14 protein-coding genes are annotated in these 16,035 nt (G+C 46.9%); 10 read left to right on the top strand and 4 right to left on the bottom strand.

Annotated elements, in window-relative coordinates:
* Nucleotides 1–21: 21 nt before the first annotated feature.
* The 5 genes from queA to secF all read left to right on the top strand — a co-directional run bounded on the left by queA (nucleotide 22) and on the right by secF (nucleotide 5,547).
* On the top strand, nucleotides 22–1,056 hold the full coding sequence (queA, locus tag ICN22_RS10900; protein ID WP_216171044.1) for a tRNA preQ1(34) S-adenosylmethionine ribosyltransferase-isomerase QueA: 1,035 nt from the start codon (nucleotides 22–24) through the stop codon (nucleotides 1,054–1,056).
* 8 nt (nucleotides 1,057–1,064) lie between these two features.
* Nucleotides 1,065–2,222, top strand: a complete 1,158-nt coding sequence (tgt, locus tag ICN22_RS10895; RefSeq protein ID WP_216171042.1) for a tRNA guanosine(34) transglycosylase Tgt — start codon at nucleotides 1,065–1,067, stop codon at nucleotides 2,220–2,222.
* Between the two features lie 135 nt (nucleotides 2,223–2,357).
* Nucleotides 2,358–2,684: a preprotein translocase subunit YajC gene (gene yajC, locus ICN22_RS10890; RefSeq protein ID WP_215305228.1), complete on the top strand. Its 327-nt coding sequence runs from the start codon at nucleotides 2,358–2,360 to the stop codon at nucleotides 2,682–2,684.
* Between the two features lie 25 nt (nucleotides 2,685–2,709).
* Entirely contained in the window at nucleotides 2,710–4,569 is a 1,860-nt protein-coding gene (gene secD / locus ICN22_RS10885) for a protein translocase subunit SecD (RefSeq protein WP_216171040.1), read from the top strand.
* Between the two features lie 3 nt (nucleotides 4,570–4,572).
* Nucleotides 4,573–5,547: a protein translocase subunit SecF gene (gene secF, locus ICN22_RS10880; RefSeq protein WP_216171039.1), complete on the top strand. Its 975-nt coding sequence runs from the start codon at nucleotides 4,573–4,575 to the stop codon at nucleotides 5,545–5,547.
* A gap of 14 nt (nucleotides 5,548–5,561) precedes the next feature.
* Here the strand turns inward: secF and ICN22_RS10875 are convergent, their stop codons facing one another.
* Together ICN22_RS10875 and purB are read right to left on the bottom strand one after the other, a co-directional pair.
* Nucleotides 5,562–6,854, bottom strand: coding sequence for a 3-deoxy-D-manno-octulosonic acid transferase (locus ICN22_RS10875; RefSeq protein WP_216171111.1), 1,293 nt, complete (start codon nucleotides 6,852–6,854; stop codon nucleotides 5,562–5,564).
* A gap of 59 nt (nucleotides 6,855–6,913) precedes the next feature.
* On the bottom strand, nucleotides 6,914–8,293 hold the full coding sequence (gene purB / locus ICN22_RS10870) for an adenylosuccinate lyase (RefSeq protein WP_216171037.1): 1,380 nt from the start codon (nucleotides 8,291–8,293) through the stop codon (nucleotides 6,914–6,916).
* 93 nt (nucleotides 8,294–8,386) lie between these two features.
* Here purB and ICN22_RS10865 point away from each other — a divergent pair, with 93 nt between their 5' ends.
* Nucleotides 8,387–9,001: a glutathione S-transferase N-terminal domain-containing protein gene (locus ICN22_RS10865; RefSeq protein ID WP_216171035.1), complete on the top strand. Its 615-nt coding sequence runs from the start codon at nucleotides 8,387–8,389 to the stop codon at nucleotides 8,999–9,001.
* A gap of 26 nt (nucleotides 9,002–9,027) precedes the next feature.
* Here the strand turns inward: ICN22_RS10865 and mnmA are convergent, their stop codons facing one another.
* Nucleotides 9,028–10,143: a tRNA 2-thiouridine(34) synthase MnmA gene (gene mnmA, locus ICN22_RS10860; protein WP_216171109.1), complete on the bottom strand. Its 1,116-nt coding sequence runs from the start codon at nucleotides 10,141–10,143 to the stop codon at nucleotides 9,028–9,030.
* Between the two features lie 175 nt (nucleotides 10,144–10,318).
* On the opposite strand from mnmA, the gene ICN22_RS10855 reads away from it, so the two are divergent.
* The 4 genes from ICN22_RS10855 (at nucleotide 10,319) to ICN22_RS10840 (ending at nucleotide 14,288) form a co-directional block, all read left to right on the top strand.
* Nucleotides 10,319–11,449, top strand: coding sequence for a Re/Si-specific NAD(P)(+) transhydrogenase subunit alpha (locus ICN22_RS10855; RefSeq protein ID WP_216171033.1), 1,131 nt, complete (start codon nucleotides 10,319–10,321; stop codon nucleotides 11,447–11,449).
* Nucleotides 11,450–11,473: 24 nt separating this feature from the next.
* Nucleotides 11,474–11,812 (top strand): proton-translocating transhydrogenase family protein, encoded by a 339-nt coding sequence (locus ICN22_RS10850; protein WP_215305241.1) that lies wholly within the window; start codon nucleotides 11,474–11,476, stop codon nucleotides 11,810–11,812.
* 34 nt (nucleotides 11,813–11,846) lie between these two features.
* Nucleotides 11,847–13,214 (top strand): NAD(P)(+) transhydrogenase (Re/Si-specific) subunit beta, encoded by a 1,368-nt coding sequence (locus tag ICN22_RS10845; RefSeq protein ID WP_216171031.1) that lies wholly within the window; start codon nucleotides 11,847–11,849, stop codon nucleotides 13,212–13,214.
* A gap of 108 nt (nucleotides 13,215–13,322) precedes the next feature.
* Entirely contained in the window at nucleotides 13,323–14,288 is a 966-nt protein-coding gene (locus ICN22_RS10840; protein WP_216171029.1) for a Bug family tripartite tricarboxylate transporter substrate binding protein, read from the top strand.
* An 89-nt stretch (nucleotides 14,289–14,377) separates the two neighbouring features.
* On the opposite strand, the gene groL is transcribed toward ICN22_RS10840, so the two are convergent.
* Nucleotides 14,378–16,030, bottom strand: a complete 1,653-nt coding sequence (gene groL, locus ICN22_RS10835) for a chaperonin GroEL (RefSeq protein WP_046330784.1) — start codon at nucleotides 16,028–16,030, stop codon at nucleotides 14,378–14,380.
* Nucleotides 16,031–16,035: the final 5 nt, after the last annotated feature.

Genomic DNA, 16,035 nt, shown 5'->3' with positions numbered 1-16,035 from the left:
CCAATACCTGATGGTAATGCTATGCAACTTTCCGACTTCAATTACGACCTCCCGCCCGAACTCATTGCCCAGCACCCGCTAGCAAATAGAACGGATAGCCGCCTCTTAGAGCTCAATATAGAGGGGGGTAATGTCGCCCAATTGATTGATCGGCAGTTCCCGGATATCTTGAAGTTAATAAAATTCGGGGATTTACTGGTCTTTAATGACACCAAAGTCATTCCTGCCCGCCTGCATGGCAAAAAAGAGACAGGTGGCAATGTAGAGCTCCTGATTGAACGCATCAGCGGAGATAAACAAGCCTGGGTACAAATCAGAGCCTCCAAGGTTCCTAAGATCGGCAGTATTGTTCTTATACACAATCGAGCTGGCGAAACCTTCCCCGTTGAAATGATTGGCTGTGACGGCCGTTTCTATGAAGTACGCTTCCCCGAAAATGTATTTGGTTTACTAGAGCGCTTTGGTGAATTACCTCTGCCACCCTACATCGAGCATCAGCCAGATCAAGAGGATGCCAATCGTTATCAAACTGTTGTCGCCAAGAATCCCGGTGCTGTAGCAGCTCCCACAGCAGGCTTACACTTTGATGAGGTCATTCTCAAGAAGCTAAATGAACTTGGAGTTCAGCAGGCTACTGTTACCTTGCATGTGGGTGCAGGCACCTTTACACCAGTACGCGAAGAAGATCTCAGTAAACACAAGATGCATTACGAGTGGTTTTCAATTCCTGCGGAAACGCTTACAGCAATTAAGGCTACCCAAGAGGCAGGTAGCAGAGTCATTGCAGTAGGGACAACTAGCCTGCGCGCCCTAGAGAGTCACGCCCAAACCCAGCAGGCAAGTGGCGAAACGAATTTATTTATTACGCCTGGTTACACATTCAAAACCGTGGATTGCTTGCTGACCAACTTTCATCTGCCAAAATCGACCCTACTGATGTTGGTGAGCGCCTTTGCTGGTGTAGACAATATCCGCAATGCCTATCAACATGCCATTCAGAATAAATATCGCTTTTTTAGCTACGGCGATGCGATGTTCTTAAGCCGCCTTAACTAAACAAATCCATGACAAAACCCGTTCACTTTAATATCCTCGCGCGCGACTCTGCCAGCCCTGCACGCCTAGGTCAGCTTGACCTTCCTCACGGCAGTGTTCAAACACCAATCTTTATGCCGGTCGGAACTTATGGCACCGTCAAGGCAATGACCCCACGGGATCTACATGAGGCTAAAGCCCAAATTATTTTGGGCAATACCTTTCATCTATGGCTGCGACCTGGCTTAGATGTTGTGAAGAAGCATGGTGGCCTGCACCGCTTCATGGGCTGGGATAAGCCGATTCTCACTGACTCTGGCGGCTTTCAGGTCTTTAGCTTAGGAGCGCTCAGGAAAATTTCCGAGGAGGGCGTTACCTTTGCGTCTCCGATCAATGGCGATAAATTATTTATGTCACCAGAAGTGTCAATGGAAATTCAGGCGGTGCTGAATAGCGATATCGCGATGCAGTTTGATGAATGCACGCCTTACGAAATCAAGGGACAGGCAACCTCAGAAAAAACTGCGCGTGCCTCATTAGAGATGTCGCTGCGCTGGGGCGATCGTTCCTTAAAACGTTTTCGCGAGCTCGAGACCGGCAATGGCCTTTTTGGCATCGTCCAAGGCGGTATGTTTGAAAACCTCCGTGAATTCTCCCTAGATGCTGTAAGTCAACAGGGCTTTGACGGAATTGCGATCGGCGGCCTCTCGGTTGGCGAACCCAAACCCGAGTTTGAGCGCATCCTCAATTTCACGGCCCCGATGCTGCCAGAGCACATGCCCCATTACCTGATGGGAGTTGGGACACCTGAAGACTTGATGCTAGGTGTCAGCCTCGGCATTGATATGTTTGACTGCGTCATGCCGACCCGTAATGCCCGCAATGGCTGGCTCTTTACCCGCTTTGGTGACCTCAAGCTGCGTAATTCAGGGTACAAGGACGACGATCGCCCTGTCGACCCTACCTGCGCTTGCTACACCTGTAAAAACTTCACCAGATCCTACTTAAATCACCTCCAAAAGGCGAATGAGATCCTGGGGTCGCAGCTCAATACCATCCACAATCTCTCTTATTACCTTCAGCTGATGGAAGAGATCCGAGAATCTCTGGCTGAAGACCGTTTTAGTACCTATCGCGAGGAATTTCATCGGAATCGCCAGCGCGGCGTAGAGCCCGGACTGGATTAATAGCCATAGGGGCGTAAATAAGCGCTCAAAGCCCCATACAGTTTAGAATTGCGGGTTTACGGCTTCGCTTTACAAGCCTAAAACTGAAGCAGTTTTTTGAAGCAGTTTTCAACTGGTAATTAACGGAGGTTTTGTATGTGGATTAGTAACGCTTTTGCTCAGGCCCCAGCCGCGGGCGCAGATTCTGGTGGCTTGATGAGCTTCCTTCCCCTTGTGTTGATGTTTGCAGTCTTGTACTTCATCATGATTCGCCCACAAATGAAGCGTCAAAAAGAAACTAAAGCAATGCTGGAGTCTCTTTCTGTTGGCGACGAGGTAGTGACTGTTGGCGGCATCATCGGCAAAGTAACTGCATTAAAAGACCAAGTAGTAACGGTTGAAATTGCTGCTGGCACTGAAGTGCAAATGCAAAAAGGCGCCATCACAACAGTATTACCAAAAGGCTCACTGAAGTCTGCTTAATACGTTTGTTTAAAAGTACCTCAATATGAATCGCTACCCCCTCTGGAAATACATAGTCATCCTGCTCGCTTTAATGATCGGGGGACTATATTCATTACCCAATTTCTTCGGAGAGGCGCCGGCGGTTCAAGTCTCGTCCGCCAAGCCAACCATCAAGGTTGATTTGGCGACACAGTCTCGAGTAGAAAAGATTCTGAGTGATGACAACATTAGTAACACCGGCATCTTCTTTGAATCTACCGGTAGCGTAGGTTCCATCAAAATTCGTTTTAACAATACCGACATCCAACTTCGTGCACGCGACTTGCTGCAACAGAAATTGAACATCGATCAAAACGAACCTAATTTCACAGTCGCATTAAACCTACTTTCTAATACACCGGGCTGGCTAAACGCAATCAATGCTCTACCGATGCCCCTTGGACTTGATTTGCGTGGCGGCGTGTACTTCTTGCTACAAGTGGATATGAAAGGTGCCGTTCAAAAGAAGGTGACCTCTTTGGCAACGGATATTCGCAGTCAGCTGCGTGATAAATCGATTCGTCAGCAGGGTATTGAGCGCGGCCAAGACTCCATCACCCTCACATTCGGTAGTACTGAAGATGCTGAGAGGGCACGTACTGTATTAATGACTAGTCAGCCTGATCTGACCTGGCAAATTAAGCCAACTGGCCTATCTCCAAAACTGGTTGGTGAATTTAAACCGACTGCCTTGAAAGAAATTCAAGATAACGCTGTAAAACAAAATATTGTCACACTCAATAAGCGTGTGAATGAGCTGGCCGTAAAAGAGCCAGTGATTCAGCAACAAGGTGAAGAGCGAATTGTTGTACAGCTTCCAGGCGTGCAAGATACTGCGCGCGCCAAGGACATCATTGGTCGTACTGCAACTTTGGAGTCCAGGCTAGCTGACCCCATCGTTTCGACTATCGCCATTGGTGAGACTCCACCTCCAGGTATGGATGTATTCCGTTTTGGCGAAAACCGTCAGGGCGTATTCAAAAAATCGGTCATCTTTAGTGGTGATCGTATTACCGATGCAAGCGCCGGCTTTGATCAGAACCAGCGCCCTGCAGTGAACATCTCTTTAGATGCTGCTGGTGGTCGCGTCATGCAAGAAGTGACACGTGAAAACATCGGCAAACCGATGGGCATGATCTTGTTTGAAAAAGGTAAGGGTGAGGTTCTCACCATTGCCACGATTCAAGGTGAGTTTGGCTCTAAGTTTCAAATTACTGGCCAACCAACTACCGAGAGTGCAAATGACTTAGCCCTCTTGTTGCGCGCAGGCTCATTAGCAGCGCCAATGGAAATCATTGAAGAGCGCACGATCGGACCAAGTCTGGGTGCGGAAAATATCGAAAAGGGTTTCAAGTCACTGATCATTGGCTTTGGAGCAATCTCTATTTTCATGATTGCTTACTACCTCCTATTTGGCACTTTCTCAGTAGTAGCCCTAGCAGTGAATTTACTACTCTTGATTTCTGTGCTGTCGATGCTACAGGCCACCTTAACCTTGCCAGGAATTGCTGCGATGGCATTAGCACTAGGTATGGCGATTGACTCTAACGTCTTGATCAACGAACGTATTCGTGAGGAGCTGCGTAACGGCACTGCTCCACAAACAGCGATTGCTGTTGGCTTTGATAAGGCCTGGGCAACTATTTTGGATTCAAACGTCACCACCTTAATCGCTGGTCTTGCATTACTGGCATTTGGCTCTGGCCCAATTAAAGGCTTCGCAGTAGTACATTGCCTTGGCATTTTAACTTCCATGTTTTCAGCAGTCTTTTTCTCACGTGGCCTTGTTAACCTCTGGTACGGCAGGGGTAAAAAAGTTCAGAAACTCGCTATCGGCCAAGTTTGGCGCTCACAGGAGAAATAAGTCATGGAATTTTTCCGGATCAAAAAAGATATTCCTTTTATGCGCCATGCATTGGCGCTCAATGCGATTTCTTTAATCACCTTCTTAGCTGCTGTTTTCTTCCTCTGGCAAAACGGTCTTCACTTATCAATTGAGTTTACCGGCGGTACAGTGATGGAAGTTTCTTATCCACAAACAGCTCCCTTAGATTCAATTAGATCTAAGGTAGAAAAACTGGGTTATGCCGATACTCAGATTCAGAACTTTGGCAGTTCGCGTGATGTAATGATTCGCCTGCCTCTCCAAAAAGATGCCGAGGGAAAAATAATTTCCTCTGCAGATCAAAGTGCAGCGGTCATGCAAGTACTTGAGCCAGCCACTTCAGGCGTCAAGCTACAGCGCGTTGAGTTCGTTGGTCCACAGGTTGGGCGAGAGCTAGCAATAGATGGACTGATGGCACTACTATTTGTGATCATCGGCATCGTGATTTATCTCTCTTTCCGTTTTGAGTGGAAATTTGCTGTTGCCGGCATCATTGCGAACTTACATGACATTGTGATTATTCTGGGCTTCTTTGCCTTCTTCCAGTGGGAGTTCTCACTCTCTGTTCTGGCTGCGGTATTGGCTGTATTGGGCTACTCAGTCAATGAGTCAGTGGTGATCTTTGACCGTATTCGTGAAAATTTCCGTAAATACCGCAAAATGAATACCCGCGAGATTATTGATAACGCTATTACGAGTACTATCAGTCGTACCGTAATTACTCACGGCAGTACCGAGATGATGGTTTTGGCAATGTTGATTTTTGGTGGCCCTACCCTCTTCTACTTTGCTCTAGCCCTCACTATTGGTATTTTGTTTGGTATCTACTCTTCAGTATTCGTGGCGGCAGCCCTAGTTATGTGGCTAGGTATAACACGAGAAGATTTAGTGAAGAGTGATAAAAAGCCGGATGATGTAACGCGTAGCGATGACCCCAACTTTGGGGCTCAGGTTTAATAATTCAATCTGAGTTAATGTAAGTCCTCAAGGGCGGCCATAATCTTGTTGGTCGCACCTTGATGCTCCAGCGCATAAGACTTTGCAGCGTTCGACATCTTTGCTAGTTCAGCAGTATTTAAGAGCATCTCTTTTAAAGCTTCCATAAGTGCATTGGGCTCACCCTGAATACGCTTAGCAGCACCCATCTCAATAGCATCGAGAGTGGCCTGCTGGAAGTTGTAAGTATGTTCACCGAGCAAAACTGGACAGCCGGCAGCACAAGCTTCAATCAAGTTTTGGCCACCAAAGGGAAGTAAGCTGCCGCCCATGACTACTAAGTCAGCAGCGCTGTAGTACATTGGCATCTCGCCCATTGAGTCTCCGAGAATCACATCTACGCTAGCATCACCCTTTGGTGCATCAATCCATTCTGTACGGCATCGAAATGTCAGACCCGCATCCTCAATTTGATTAGCTACTTCAGAGAAGCGCTCAGGATGACGTGGGACTAAACAGAGCAATGGGGCAATCTCAAAAGTGTTACCAAGCAAGAGATCCCTCCAAGCCTTCAGAATAATTATCTCTTCACCATCACGAGTGCTAGCAGCACAGACCATCAAGCGTTGTTTGCTATGAAGCTCTTGCTTCCAAGCTTGACCTTGCTGAACTAAGCTGGGATCAAGTGGCACATCAAACTTCAGGTTGCCAACAATCTTGACTTGTTTTACGCCAAGACTACGATACCGATCAGCATCTAATTGTGTTTGAGCCAAGATGCCTGAAAATGCCTGAAATAAAGATCTGCCGGCATTGCCAAATCGATTTACGCGACGAGCACTTCGTTCAGACAGGCGTGCATTTACTAAAAATAATGGTAGATGAATTTCTGCACAATAAAACACCATGGTTGGCCAAGCTTCGGTCTCCATAAATAAACCGAACTTTGGTTTAAATGCACGAATGAAATTAGCAACAGACCAGCAGAGGTCATAGGGTAGGTAGACTTGATGTAACTGACCTGCGGCAATTTCTTTCTCGAATAGAGCAGCGCCAGTGCGGCGACCATTGAGTGTCATATGCGTCAATAGAATCGTCTCGCCACGGGCTAGATAAGCTTCCACCAAAGGTTGAGCAGCCCTAGTCTCGCCAACAGATACCGCATGAATCCATACAGATCCCTGAGTAGTCGTTTTGCCATAAGCAAAACCCAAACGCTCAGAGAAATGATTTAAATATTCAGGGGAATGGCGTGTGCGCCAAGCCAGGCGAAGAAATGCAAAAGGTAAAAGCAGATGCCAAAGCAGTTGATAAACAGCGAACCAGATCTTGGGGCGAGCACCGTATTGCAAATCCTGCGGTGCAGGCCCAAGGCTTGGAATCAAGCTCACTTTTTGAGACGTTCGGTCAATTCGACCGCCTTACCTAAATAAGAAGATGGGGTCATCTCTAGTAACAGGGTTTTTGCATCATCTGGAATCTTCAGGCCACGAATAAAGGTTTGTAAATCAGCCTGGTTGATGCCTTTGCCACGAGTGAGCTCTTTAAGTTGCTCATACGGATTCTCGATGCCATAACGACGCATCACGGTTTGCACTGGCTCTGCCAATACTTCCCAGCACGCATCTAAGTCAGCAGCAATCACTGCATGGTTCACTTCTAACTTACCTAAGCCACGTAAGGCGCTGTCATAAGCTAAAACGCTGTGGCCAAAGGCTGGGCCGAGGTTACGTAAGACAGTAGAATCAGTGAGGTCGCGCTGCCAGCGAGAAATCGGCAACTTCTCTGCAAGATGACGCAATAACGCATTAGCTACACCCAAGTTACCTTCGGAATTTTCAAAATCAATTGGGTTCACCTTATGCGGCATGGTTGAAGAACCAATCTCACCTGCTTTAGTGCGTTGCTTGAAGTAACCAATGGAAATGTAGGCCCAGAAATCACGGTCCATATCCAACAAAATAGTGTTAGCACGAGCAATCGCATCAAACAATTCAGCCATACCATCGTGTGGCTCAATCTGGATCGTATAAGGATTGAAAGTAAGGCCTAAGCGCTTCTCAACGACATTCTTAGAAAAGTTTTCCCAATCAAAATGAGGATAAGCAGACAAGTGAGCGTTGTAGTTACCCACTGCACCATTCATTTTTCCTAGAAGTGGAACTGCAGCAATCGTTGCAATCGCACGCTCTAAACGCTTAGCGATATTTGCCAATTCTTTACCCAATGTACTTGGAGAAGCTGGCTGACCATGGGTACGAGATAACAAAGGCACTTTTGCATTCTCAATTGCTAAATCCGTCAATACGGAAAGTACTTTTCTGAGATGTGGCAATAGCACTTCATCGCGAGCGCCACGCAACATCAAACCATGCGAAGTATTGTTGATATCTTCAGAGGTACATGCAAAGTGAATAAATTCACTGGCCTTTAAGAGATCGGGGCGACCAGCTACTTTTTCTTTTAAGAAATACTCTACCGCTTTAACATCATGATTAGTAACTGCCTCGATATCCTTGATACGTTGCGCATCGGCATCAGAGAAGTTTTCTGGCAAAGACAATAAGAAGGCTTCATCTGCAGTGCTAATTTTTGGCACATCTGGTAGGCCGGCGGAGGCCAAAGCCAATAACCAATGAATCTCTACAAACACGCGCTGTCGCATAAATGCGGCTTCGGATAACCAAGGCCTCAAGGCATCCAACTTGCCGGCATAGCGACCATCTAAAGGGGATAGTGCATTAAGGGTAGAAATCGGCTGACTCACGAATATTGCCTTTACATTGATTGTTTCAATAAAACCTGATTTTAATCGCTCTTAGGAGCAATTCAGTTTGAATGGCATCGCTATAATTGATCCATGAAACTCATCGGATCCCTCACAAGCCCCTACGTACGCAAAGTGCGCATTGTTTTCTTGGAAAAAAAGGTGGATTTAGACCTAGAACTCGAGAATGTCTGGGCCGCAGACACTAAAATAGCCCTCAACAATCCCCTAGGCAAAGTGCCCTGCCTTCTTTTAGACGACGGTGAAGTCATCTACGATTCGAGCGTAATTGCTGAGTACGCTGATACATTGAGCACAGTGGGCAAACTGATCCCGACAGGTAGTCGTGAACGCGCTACCGTCAAAACTTGGGAAACCCTAGCTGACGGGGTACAAGATGCCGGAATTTTGGCTCGTTTAGAGGCGACCTTGCGCCCACCTGAGCAGCAGAGCCCGACTTGGATTGAGCGTCAAATGGGCAAAATGAATGTCTCTCTTGCCCAAATGTCCCGTCAATTAGGTGAAAACGCCTGGTGTCACAGCAATCAAATGACTTTGGCTGATATTGCTGTCGGCTGCGCCTTGGGTTACCTGCTGTTCCGCTTCCCCAATATCGCTTGGCAAGCGCAATACCCCAATTTAGATGCCCTGTATCAAAAGTTGATGCAAAGACCTTCCTTCGCAGAAACAGCCCCTCCAGCCGCCTAAATCAGGGCTCTAGCAGCTCAAAAGACTTAGGCGGAAATAATTCCGCCGCCTAAGCAAATATCTCCGTCGTACAAAACGGCAGACTGACCCGGAGTCACCGCCCATTGGGCTTGTGGAAAGGTCAACTCAAAACTCAACGGTCCCGCGAGTCCAGTTGCCAGCGTACATATTGAGTCTGCCTGACGATAGCGGGTTTTTGCTGAGTACTGCCCCGGTGCAGGGGCGTCTCCAGTAATCCAACTAGCATCAATTGTGGAAAGCTGATTGGCCAGTAGCCAAGGATGCTCATGGCCCTGGGCGACGTAGAGGGTGTTGTTGCTTATATCCTTGCGTGCGACATACCAAGCATCTCCATTACCATCCTGACTGCCACCCAAACCAATACCCTTGCGCTGTCCTAGAGTGAAAAAGGCAAGACCCATATGCTCGCCCACAGTTTTACCTTCTGGGGTCTTAATGAGGCCAGGAGTACTTGGTAGATAACGGTTTAAGAATTCACGGAAAGGGCGCTCACCAATAAAACAAATCCCAGTGGAGTCCTTTTTAGCAGCATTGTGCAAGCCGATTTGCTCGGCAATCTTGCGTACTTCCGTCTTAGGAATCTCCCCCAAAGGAAAAAGTACATTTTCCAATTGACTCTGGGTTAAGCGATGCAAGAAATAACTTTGGTCTTTACTGGCATCCAAGGCTTTTAATAGCTGTACGCGACCGCCTTCATGTCGAACCCGCGCATAGTGGCCTGTTGCAATGGCATCTGCCCCCAAACTCATAGCATGGTCTAAAAAAGCCTTGAATTTAATTTCTGCATTGCACAATACATCTGGGTTGGGTGTCCTGCCGGCGGCGTATTCGCGTAAAAACTCTGCAAAAACACGCTCACGGTACTCAGCAGCAAAGTTGACAGCCTCGACATCAATCCCAATGAGGTCGGCCACCGACACGACATCGAGCCAATCCTGGCGTGCAGAGCAATATTCGTCGCTATCGTCATCTTCCCAGTTTTTCATGAAAAGACCAATCACCTCGTAGCCTTGCTGCTTGAGCATCCAGGCCGCAACAGACGAATCCACCCCTCCAGACATCCCAACCACGACTTTGGAGGGTTTTGAAGCAGGTATTGCGTCAGAATTGAGGGAGATCATCAAAAAATGCGAGAATTCGTTATCAGCTAAAAAACCCATTGTAGAAGTCTTGCTCCAAATTTACGAGATTTGTGGCAAAACCTAATAAATGGCATTAAGGGTAAATAGATAGGTAGCTTCTCACCTAACTAACTAAAATAGATTTTTTTGAAAAATTTGCTTTTGGAGAAATGCCATGCGCATAGGAGTACCGCTGGAAATTAAACACGGGGAAACTCGAGTTGCCGCCACACCGGAAACCGTTAAGAAACTGATTGGTCAAGGCCATACAGTCATTATTCAAAAAGATGCGGGCGTTACAGCCAGCCAACCTGATTCTGCCTATGAAGCTGTTGGTGCGACGATTGGTAACGCAGCAGATGCCTTTAGTGCAGAGATCGTCCTCAAGGTGCGCGCACCTGAAGCGGCAGAACTTAAGCAAATTCAATCTGCCAGTGTGCTCATTGGCATGCTCGATCCATTCGATAACGACAACATCGCTGCGATGGCCGCCCAAGGCGTGACTGCATTCTCATTAGAGGCTGCTCCACGTACTACTCGTGCACAAAGCATGGACGTCTTGTCTTCACAAGCCAACATCGCAGGTTACAAAGCGGTGATGGTTGCTGCTAATGAGTATCAGCGCTTTATGCCGATGCTCATGACTGCAGCCGGAACTGTTAAAGCAGCACGTGTGCTGATCTTGGGCGCCGGTGTTGCTGGCCTCCAAGCGATTGCCACAGCAAAGCGTTTAGGTGCTGTGATCGAAGCATCTGACGTTCGCCCTGCTGCTAAAGAGCAAATTGAATCTCTCGGCGCTAAGTTTGTTGATGTTCCTTACGAAACAGATGAAGAGCGTGAAATCGCGAAAGGCGTTGGTGGCTATGCGCGCCCAATGCCAGAAGCTTGGATGAAACGTCAAGCAGCACTAGTTGCAGAACGTGCTCAGCAAGCTGACATCGTCATCACAACCGCCTTAATTCCAGGTCGTAAGCCGCCCGTCTTATTGCACAGCGATACCGTTGCCAATATGAAACCCGGTGCGATCGTGATCGACTTAGCAGCCGGTCGTGGTGACAATGGATCAGGTAATTGTCCTTTGACCCAAGAAGGCAAGATTGTTGAGAAAAATGGTGTGAAGATTATTGGTTACAGTAATCTCGCCAGTATGGTTGCTGCAGATGCTTCTGCTTTGTATGCACGCAACTTGCTCGACTTCATGAAATTGATCGTTGATCCAGAAGCGAAGTTGGTTATCCCAACCGATGACGACATCGTTACTGCTTGCCTCATGTGTCGTGACGGCCAGGCTATCCGTAAAAACTAATACAGAATATTTAAAGGAAACATCATGGATCTCGCTGCTTTTCAAAGCATCCTCACAGTCCAAAACATCACCGTGTTTGTTTTGGCTATTTTTGTTGGCTATCAAGTAGTTTGGAATGTCACTCCTGCATTGCACACTCCACTAATGGCAGTGACTAATGCTATCTCCGGAATCATTATTGTTGGTGCGTTATTGCAAACTGAAGTCATTGGTGGCGATGAGATCACTCTCACCAGCATCATTGGTGCAGTAGCCGTCTTCTTAGCGTCAATTAATATTTTTGGTGGCTTTATGGTCACCCGTCGCATGCTTGAAATGTTCAAGAAAAAAGCCCCAAAAGCTGATGCGACTGGAACTAAATAAAAACTAGAACAAGACCTATACAGAGACCACAATCATGTCAAACATAACCGCGATTTCCTACCTCATTTCATCGGTACTTTTCATCCTCGCCTTGCGTGGATTGTCTTCACCAACCACATCACGCCAAGGTAATACCTTCGGCATGATCGGCATGTTGCTTGCCGTGATCACTACCTTCATGATTCCTGACTTTAAGCCAGTCCTCTCATTGATTATTGGTGCAATTGTTGCGGGTGCAATTATCGGAATACTTGCTGCTAAACGTGTGCAAATGACCAAGATGCCAGAGCTCGTAGCGCTAATGCACTCTTTTGTTGGCTTATCGGCTGTATTGATTGCGATTGCAGCAGTATTTAATCCAGCCCAAGACCATACTGGCGCCCAAAAGATTGAGCTCTTTATCGGTGCATTTATTGGCGCTATCACCTTTACTGCTTCTATTATTGCTTTTGGAAAATTGTCCGGTAAGGTCAGCGGTAAATCAGTGACCTTTGCTGGCCAGCACTTACTCAACCTCATTCTTGCTATTGCCATGGTTGCTGGTGGCGTAATGTACTTCATGACGGGTAGCCATGAAGCATTCTTAGTGATGTGCACGATTGCCTTGGTATTGGGCGTGACTTTGATCATCCCAATCGGCGGCGCAGATATGCCGGTAGTTGTATCCATGCTCAACAGTTACTCTGGTTGGGCGGCTGCGGGTATTGGCTTCACATTAAACAATCCAGTATTGATTATTGCTGGGGCTTGCGTAGGCTCTTCTGGCGCAATTCTGTCTTACATCATGTGTAAGGCAATGAACCGCTCAATTCTTGCAGTATTGCTTGGTGGTTTTGGTGCTGAGGCTTCTGCCGGTGGCGCCGATGACGGTGGCCCAAAGAACTACAAAACTGGTTCACCAGAAGATGCTGCCTTCCTGATGGAAAATGCCGATACAGTCGTGATTGTTCCTGGCTACGGCTTGGCAGTTGCCCGCGCACAGCATGCTCTTAAAGAATTAACAGAAAAACTCACTCATCATGGCGTGACCGTAAAGTATGCGATTCACCCAGTAGCGGGTCGCATGCCTGGTCACATGAACGTACTCCTAGCTGAAGCTGAAGTTCCATATGATCAAGTGTTTGAGATGGAAGACATCAACAGCGACTTTGGTCAAGCTGACGTAGTGCTAGTGCTTGGTGCAAACGACGTGGTCAACCCTGCTGCTCGTACACCAGGCAGCCCAATCTTCGGTATGCCGATTTTGGAAGCCTACAAAGCCAAAACGATCATCGTAAACAAGCGTTCCATGGCTGCAGGTTATGCTGGTCTAGATAACGAACTCTTCTACATGGATAAAACCATGATGGTCTTCGGTGATGCGAAGAAGGTTGTGGAAGATATGGTGAAGTCTGTAAGTTAAATAGAAAATCATTTCTGTAAAAGACCGCCTTCGGGCGGTTTTTTATTGCGTTAAGATATACAGAGGCACCTCTAGAGCGCAAGAAATTATATTAATACGAGACAAAAAATGAATATCAAAAAACACTTAATTTTAGTAATGGGTTTAATTTGGATTGCATCGGCCCAAGCTCAAAATACCTATCCCAATAGACCGATTCAGATGATCATGCCCTTGCAAGCTGGAAGTGGTGTTGATATTTTGATGCGACCTATCGCGCAAAAGATGAGTGAAAACTTGGGGCAGGCCATCACGATTGAAAACCTTCCTGGTGGCGCTGGTTTAATTGGAGCTACTAAGGTAGCTCAAGCCAATGCAGAGGGCTATGTATTAGGCGCATTTAATGACAGTATTTTGACGATGCTACCTAATCTGCATAAGAAAATTGACTACGATCCCATTCAAAGTTTTGCGCCAGTTTCTGAAGTAGCGGCAATCACTTTCGTAATGGTAGCCAACCCATCCTTTCCGGGAAATACAGCTGCAGACTTAATTCGAATCGCCAAAGAAAATCCAGGAAAAATTGATTACGCTTCGGGTGGTAATGGCTCACCTCAACATATTGGCATGGAGATCTTTCGTCAGTACACAGGTGCACCATTGGTTCATATCCCCTATCGTGGAGCTGCCGCAGCAGTAACCGATGTCATGGCAGGACAGGTGCCTGTGATGATTAGCGCTTTATCCGTTGTGCTTCCACATATTCGATCAGGGAAACTAAAGGTACTCGGTATCACCAGCAAGACGCGCTCTCCTTTGCTACCAAATGCTCCGACCGTCAGCGAGAGTGTTAAAGGTTATGAGTTCTCTACCTGGGGTGCTATTGTTGCGCCCAAGGGTGTATCACCAACAGTTGTTACCAGACTCAATGATGCACTGGCTTTAACATTAAAAGATCAGAAGTTACGGGATCAGTTAGTACAGCAAGGCTTTGAATTTGTACCTTTGGGACCGGATCATTTAAAAGAAATGATTTCCCAAGGCCTAGTAAAGATGAAAAAAGTAATTAAAGATGGTGGCATTCAGCCGGATTAATACTGAAGTAGCTTCAATAAAAAACGCCTGGTCTTTTGAACCAGGCGTTTTAGTTTTTACAGCTTGATAGCTGAGGAAATTGACGGCAATTACATCATGCCGCCCATGCCGCCCATGCCGCCCATGCCGCCCATATCAGGCATGCCACCACCAGCTGAATCATCCTTTGGGGCTTCGCAAATTGCGCAATCGGTAGTCAACAATAGAGCTGCAACAGATGCTGCATTCACTAATGCAGTTTTTGTTACCTTAGTTGGGTCGATCACACCTTGAGCTACGAGGTCGCCGTATTCACCAGTTGCTGCGTTGTAACCGTTATTGCCCTTACTAGCCAATACTGCGTTAACAACTACGCTAGCTTCGTCGCCTGCGTTAGAAACGATAATACGGATCGGCTCTTCCATTGCGCGCAATACAATGCTGATACCAGCGTCTTGGTCAGGATTATCACCCTTCAAGCCTTTGATACCTTGCATAGCGCGTAACAAAGCAACGCCGCCGCCAGGAACAATACCTTCTTCAACCGCTGCACGAGTTGCGTGCAATGCATCATCAACGCGGTCTTTCTTTTCTTTCATTTCAACTTCGGTAGCAGCACCAACACGAATCACTGCAACACCACCTGCCAACTTAGCAACGCGCTCTTGCAATTTCTCTTTGTCGTAGTCGCTAGTCGCTTCTTCGATCTGAACACGGATGTTCTTCACGCGCGCTTCGATTGCTTTAGCATCGCCAGCACCGTCAATAATGATGGTGTTTTCTTTGCCGATTTCAATACGCTTAGCTTGACCTAAATGCTCAAGAGTTGTTTTCTCGAGTGTGAGTCCGATTTCTTCAGCTATTACTGTACCGCCAGTCAAGATTGCAATGTCTTCCAACATGGCTTTACGACGATCGCCAAATCCTGGGGCCTTAACAGCACAAGTCTTGATGATGCCGCGAATGTTGTTCACAACTAAAGTTGCCAAGGCTTCGCCTTCAACATCTTCTGCAATGATTAACAGTGGGCGACCAGACTTAGCTACTTGCTCGAGTACTGGGAGCAAATCACGGATGTTGCTAACCTTCTTGTCAAACAAGAGAACGTATGGCGTTTCCAATACGGCAACTTGCTTTTCAGGTTGATTAATGAAGTATGGGGAGAGGTAACCGCGGTCAAACTGCATACCCTCAACTACTTCAAGCTCGTCTTCCAAAGACTTACCATCTTCAACAGTGATAACACCTTCTTTACCTACTTTTTCCATTGCTTCAGCAATACGCTGACCAATGCTTTGGTCGCTATTAGCCGAGATAGAGCCAACTTGAGCGATTTCTTTAGTAGTTGTGCAAGGCTTGCTAATTTTCTTAAGCTCTTCGAGTGCCGCTGTAACTGCTTTGTCGATACCACGCTTCAAGTCCATTGGATTGTGGCCCGATACTACGTATTTCATGCCTTCGCGAACGATAGACTGTGCCAATACAGTAGCGGTAGTAGTGCCGTCACCTGCGATGTCATTAGTTTTAGAAGCAACTTCTTTCACCATCTGAGCACCCATGTTCTGGAGCTTGTCTTTAAGTTCGATTTCTTTTGCTACGGATACACCATCTTTAGTGATGATTGGACCGCCAAATGAACGCTCGATCACCACATTACGACCCTTTGGTCCTAACGTTACTTTTACTGCGTTTGCGAGAATATTGACGCCTTCTACCATCTTGGTACGGGCGTTATCTCCAAATACGACGTCTTTTGCTGCCATGATTG

The organism is Polynucleobacter bastaniensis (genome assembly GCF_018882205.1).
In the GTDB taxonomy this organism is placed as follows: Bacteria; Pseudomonadota; Gammaproteobacteria; order Burkholderiales; family Burkholderiaceae; genus Polynucleobacter; species Polynucleobacter bastaniensis.
The sequence above is the reverse complement of the archived record's forward strand: the minus strand, read 5'-3'. Positions and strand labels throughout refer to the sequence as shown.

Bases quoted from the DNA above. Each gene is read 5' to 3' on its own strand.
- groL (WP_046330784.1), bottom strand. From the start codon at position 16,030: ATGGCAGCAAAAGACGTCGTATTTGGAGATAACGCCCGTACCAAGATG.
- ICN22_RS10850 (WP_215305241.1), top strand. From the start codon at position 11,474: ATGGATCTCGCTGCTTTTCAAAGCATCCTCACAGTCCAAAACATCACC.
- queA (WP_216171044.1), top strand. From the start codon at position 22: ATGCAACTTTCCGACTTCAATTACGACCTCCCGCCCGAACTCATTGCC.
- mnmA (WP_216171109.1), bottom strand. From the start codon at position 10,143: ATGATCTCCCTCAATTCTGACGCAATACCTGCTTCAAAACCCTCCAAA.
- ICN22_RS10855 (WP_216171033.1), top strand. From the start codon at position 10,319: ATGCGCATAGGAGTACCGCTGGAAATTAAACACGGGGAAACTCGAGTT.
- secD (WP_216171040.1), top strand. From the start codon at position 2,710: ATGAATCGCTACCCCCTCTGGAAATACATAGTCATCCTGCTCGCTTTA.
- ICN22_RS10840 (WP_216171029.1), top strand. From the start codon at position 13,323: ATGAATATCAAAAAACACTTAATTTTAGTAATGGGTTTAATTTGGATT.
- tgt (WP_216171042.1), top strand. From the start codon at position 1,065: ATGACAAAACCCGTTCACTTTAATATCCTCGCGCGCGACTCTGCCAGC.
- secF (WP_216171039.1), top strand. From the start codon at position 4,573: ATGGAATTTTTCCGGATCAAAAAAGATATTCCTTTTATGCGCCATGCA.
- yajC (WP_215305228.1), top strand. From the start codon at position 2,358: ATGTGGATTAGTAACGCTTTTGCTCAGGCCCCAGCCGCGGGCGCAGAT.
- ICN22_RS10865 (WP_216171035.1), top strand. From the start codon at position 8,387: ATGAAACTCATCGGATCCCTCACAAGCCCCTACGTACGCAAAGTGCGC.
- ICN22_RS10845 (WP_216171031.1), top strand. From the start codon at position 11,847: ATGTCAAACATAACCGCGATTTCCTACCTCATTTCATCGGTACTTTTC.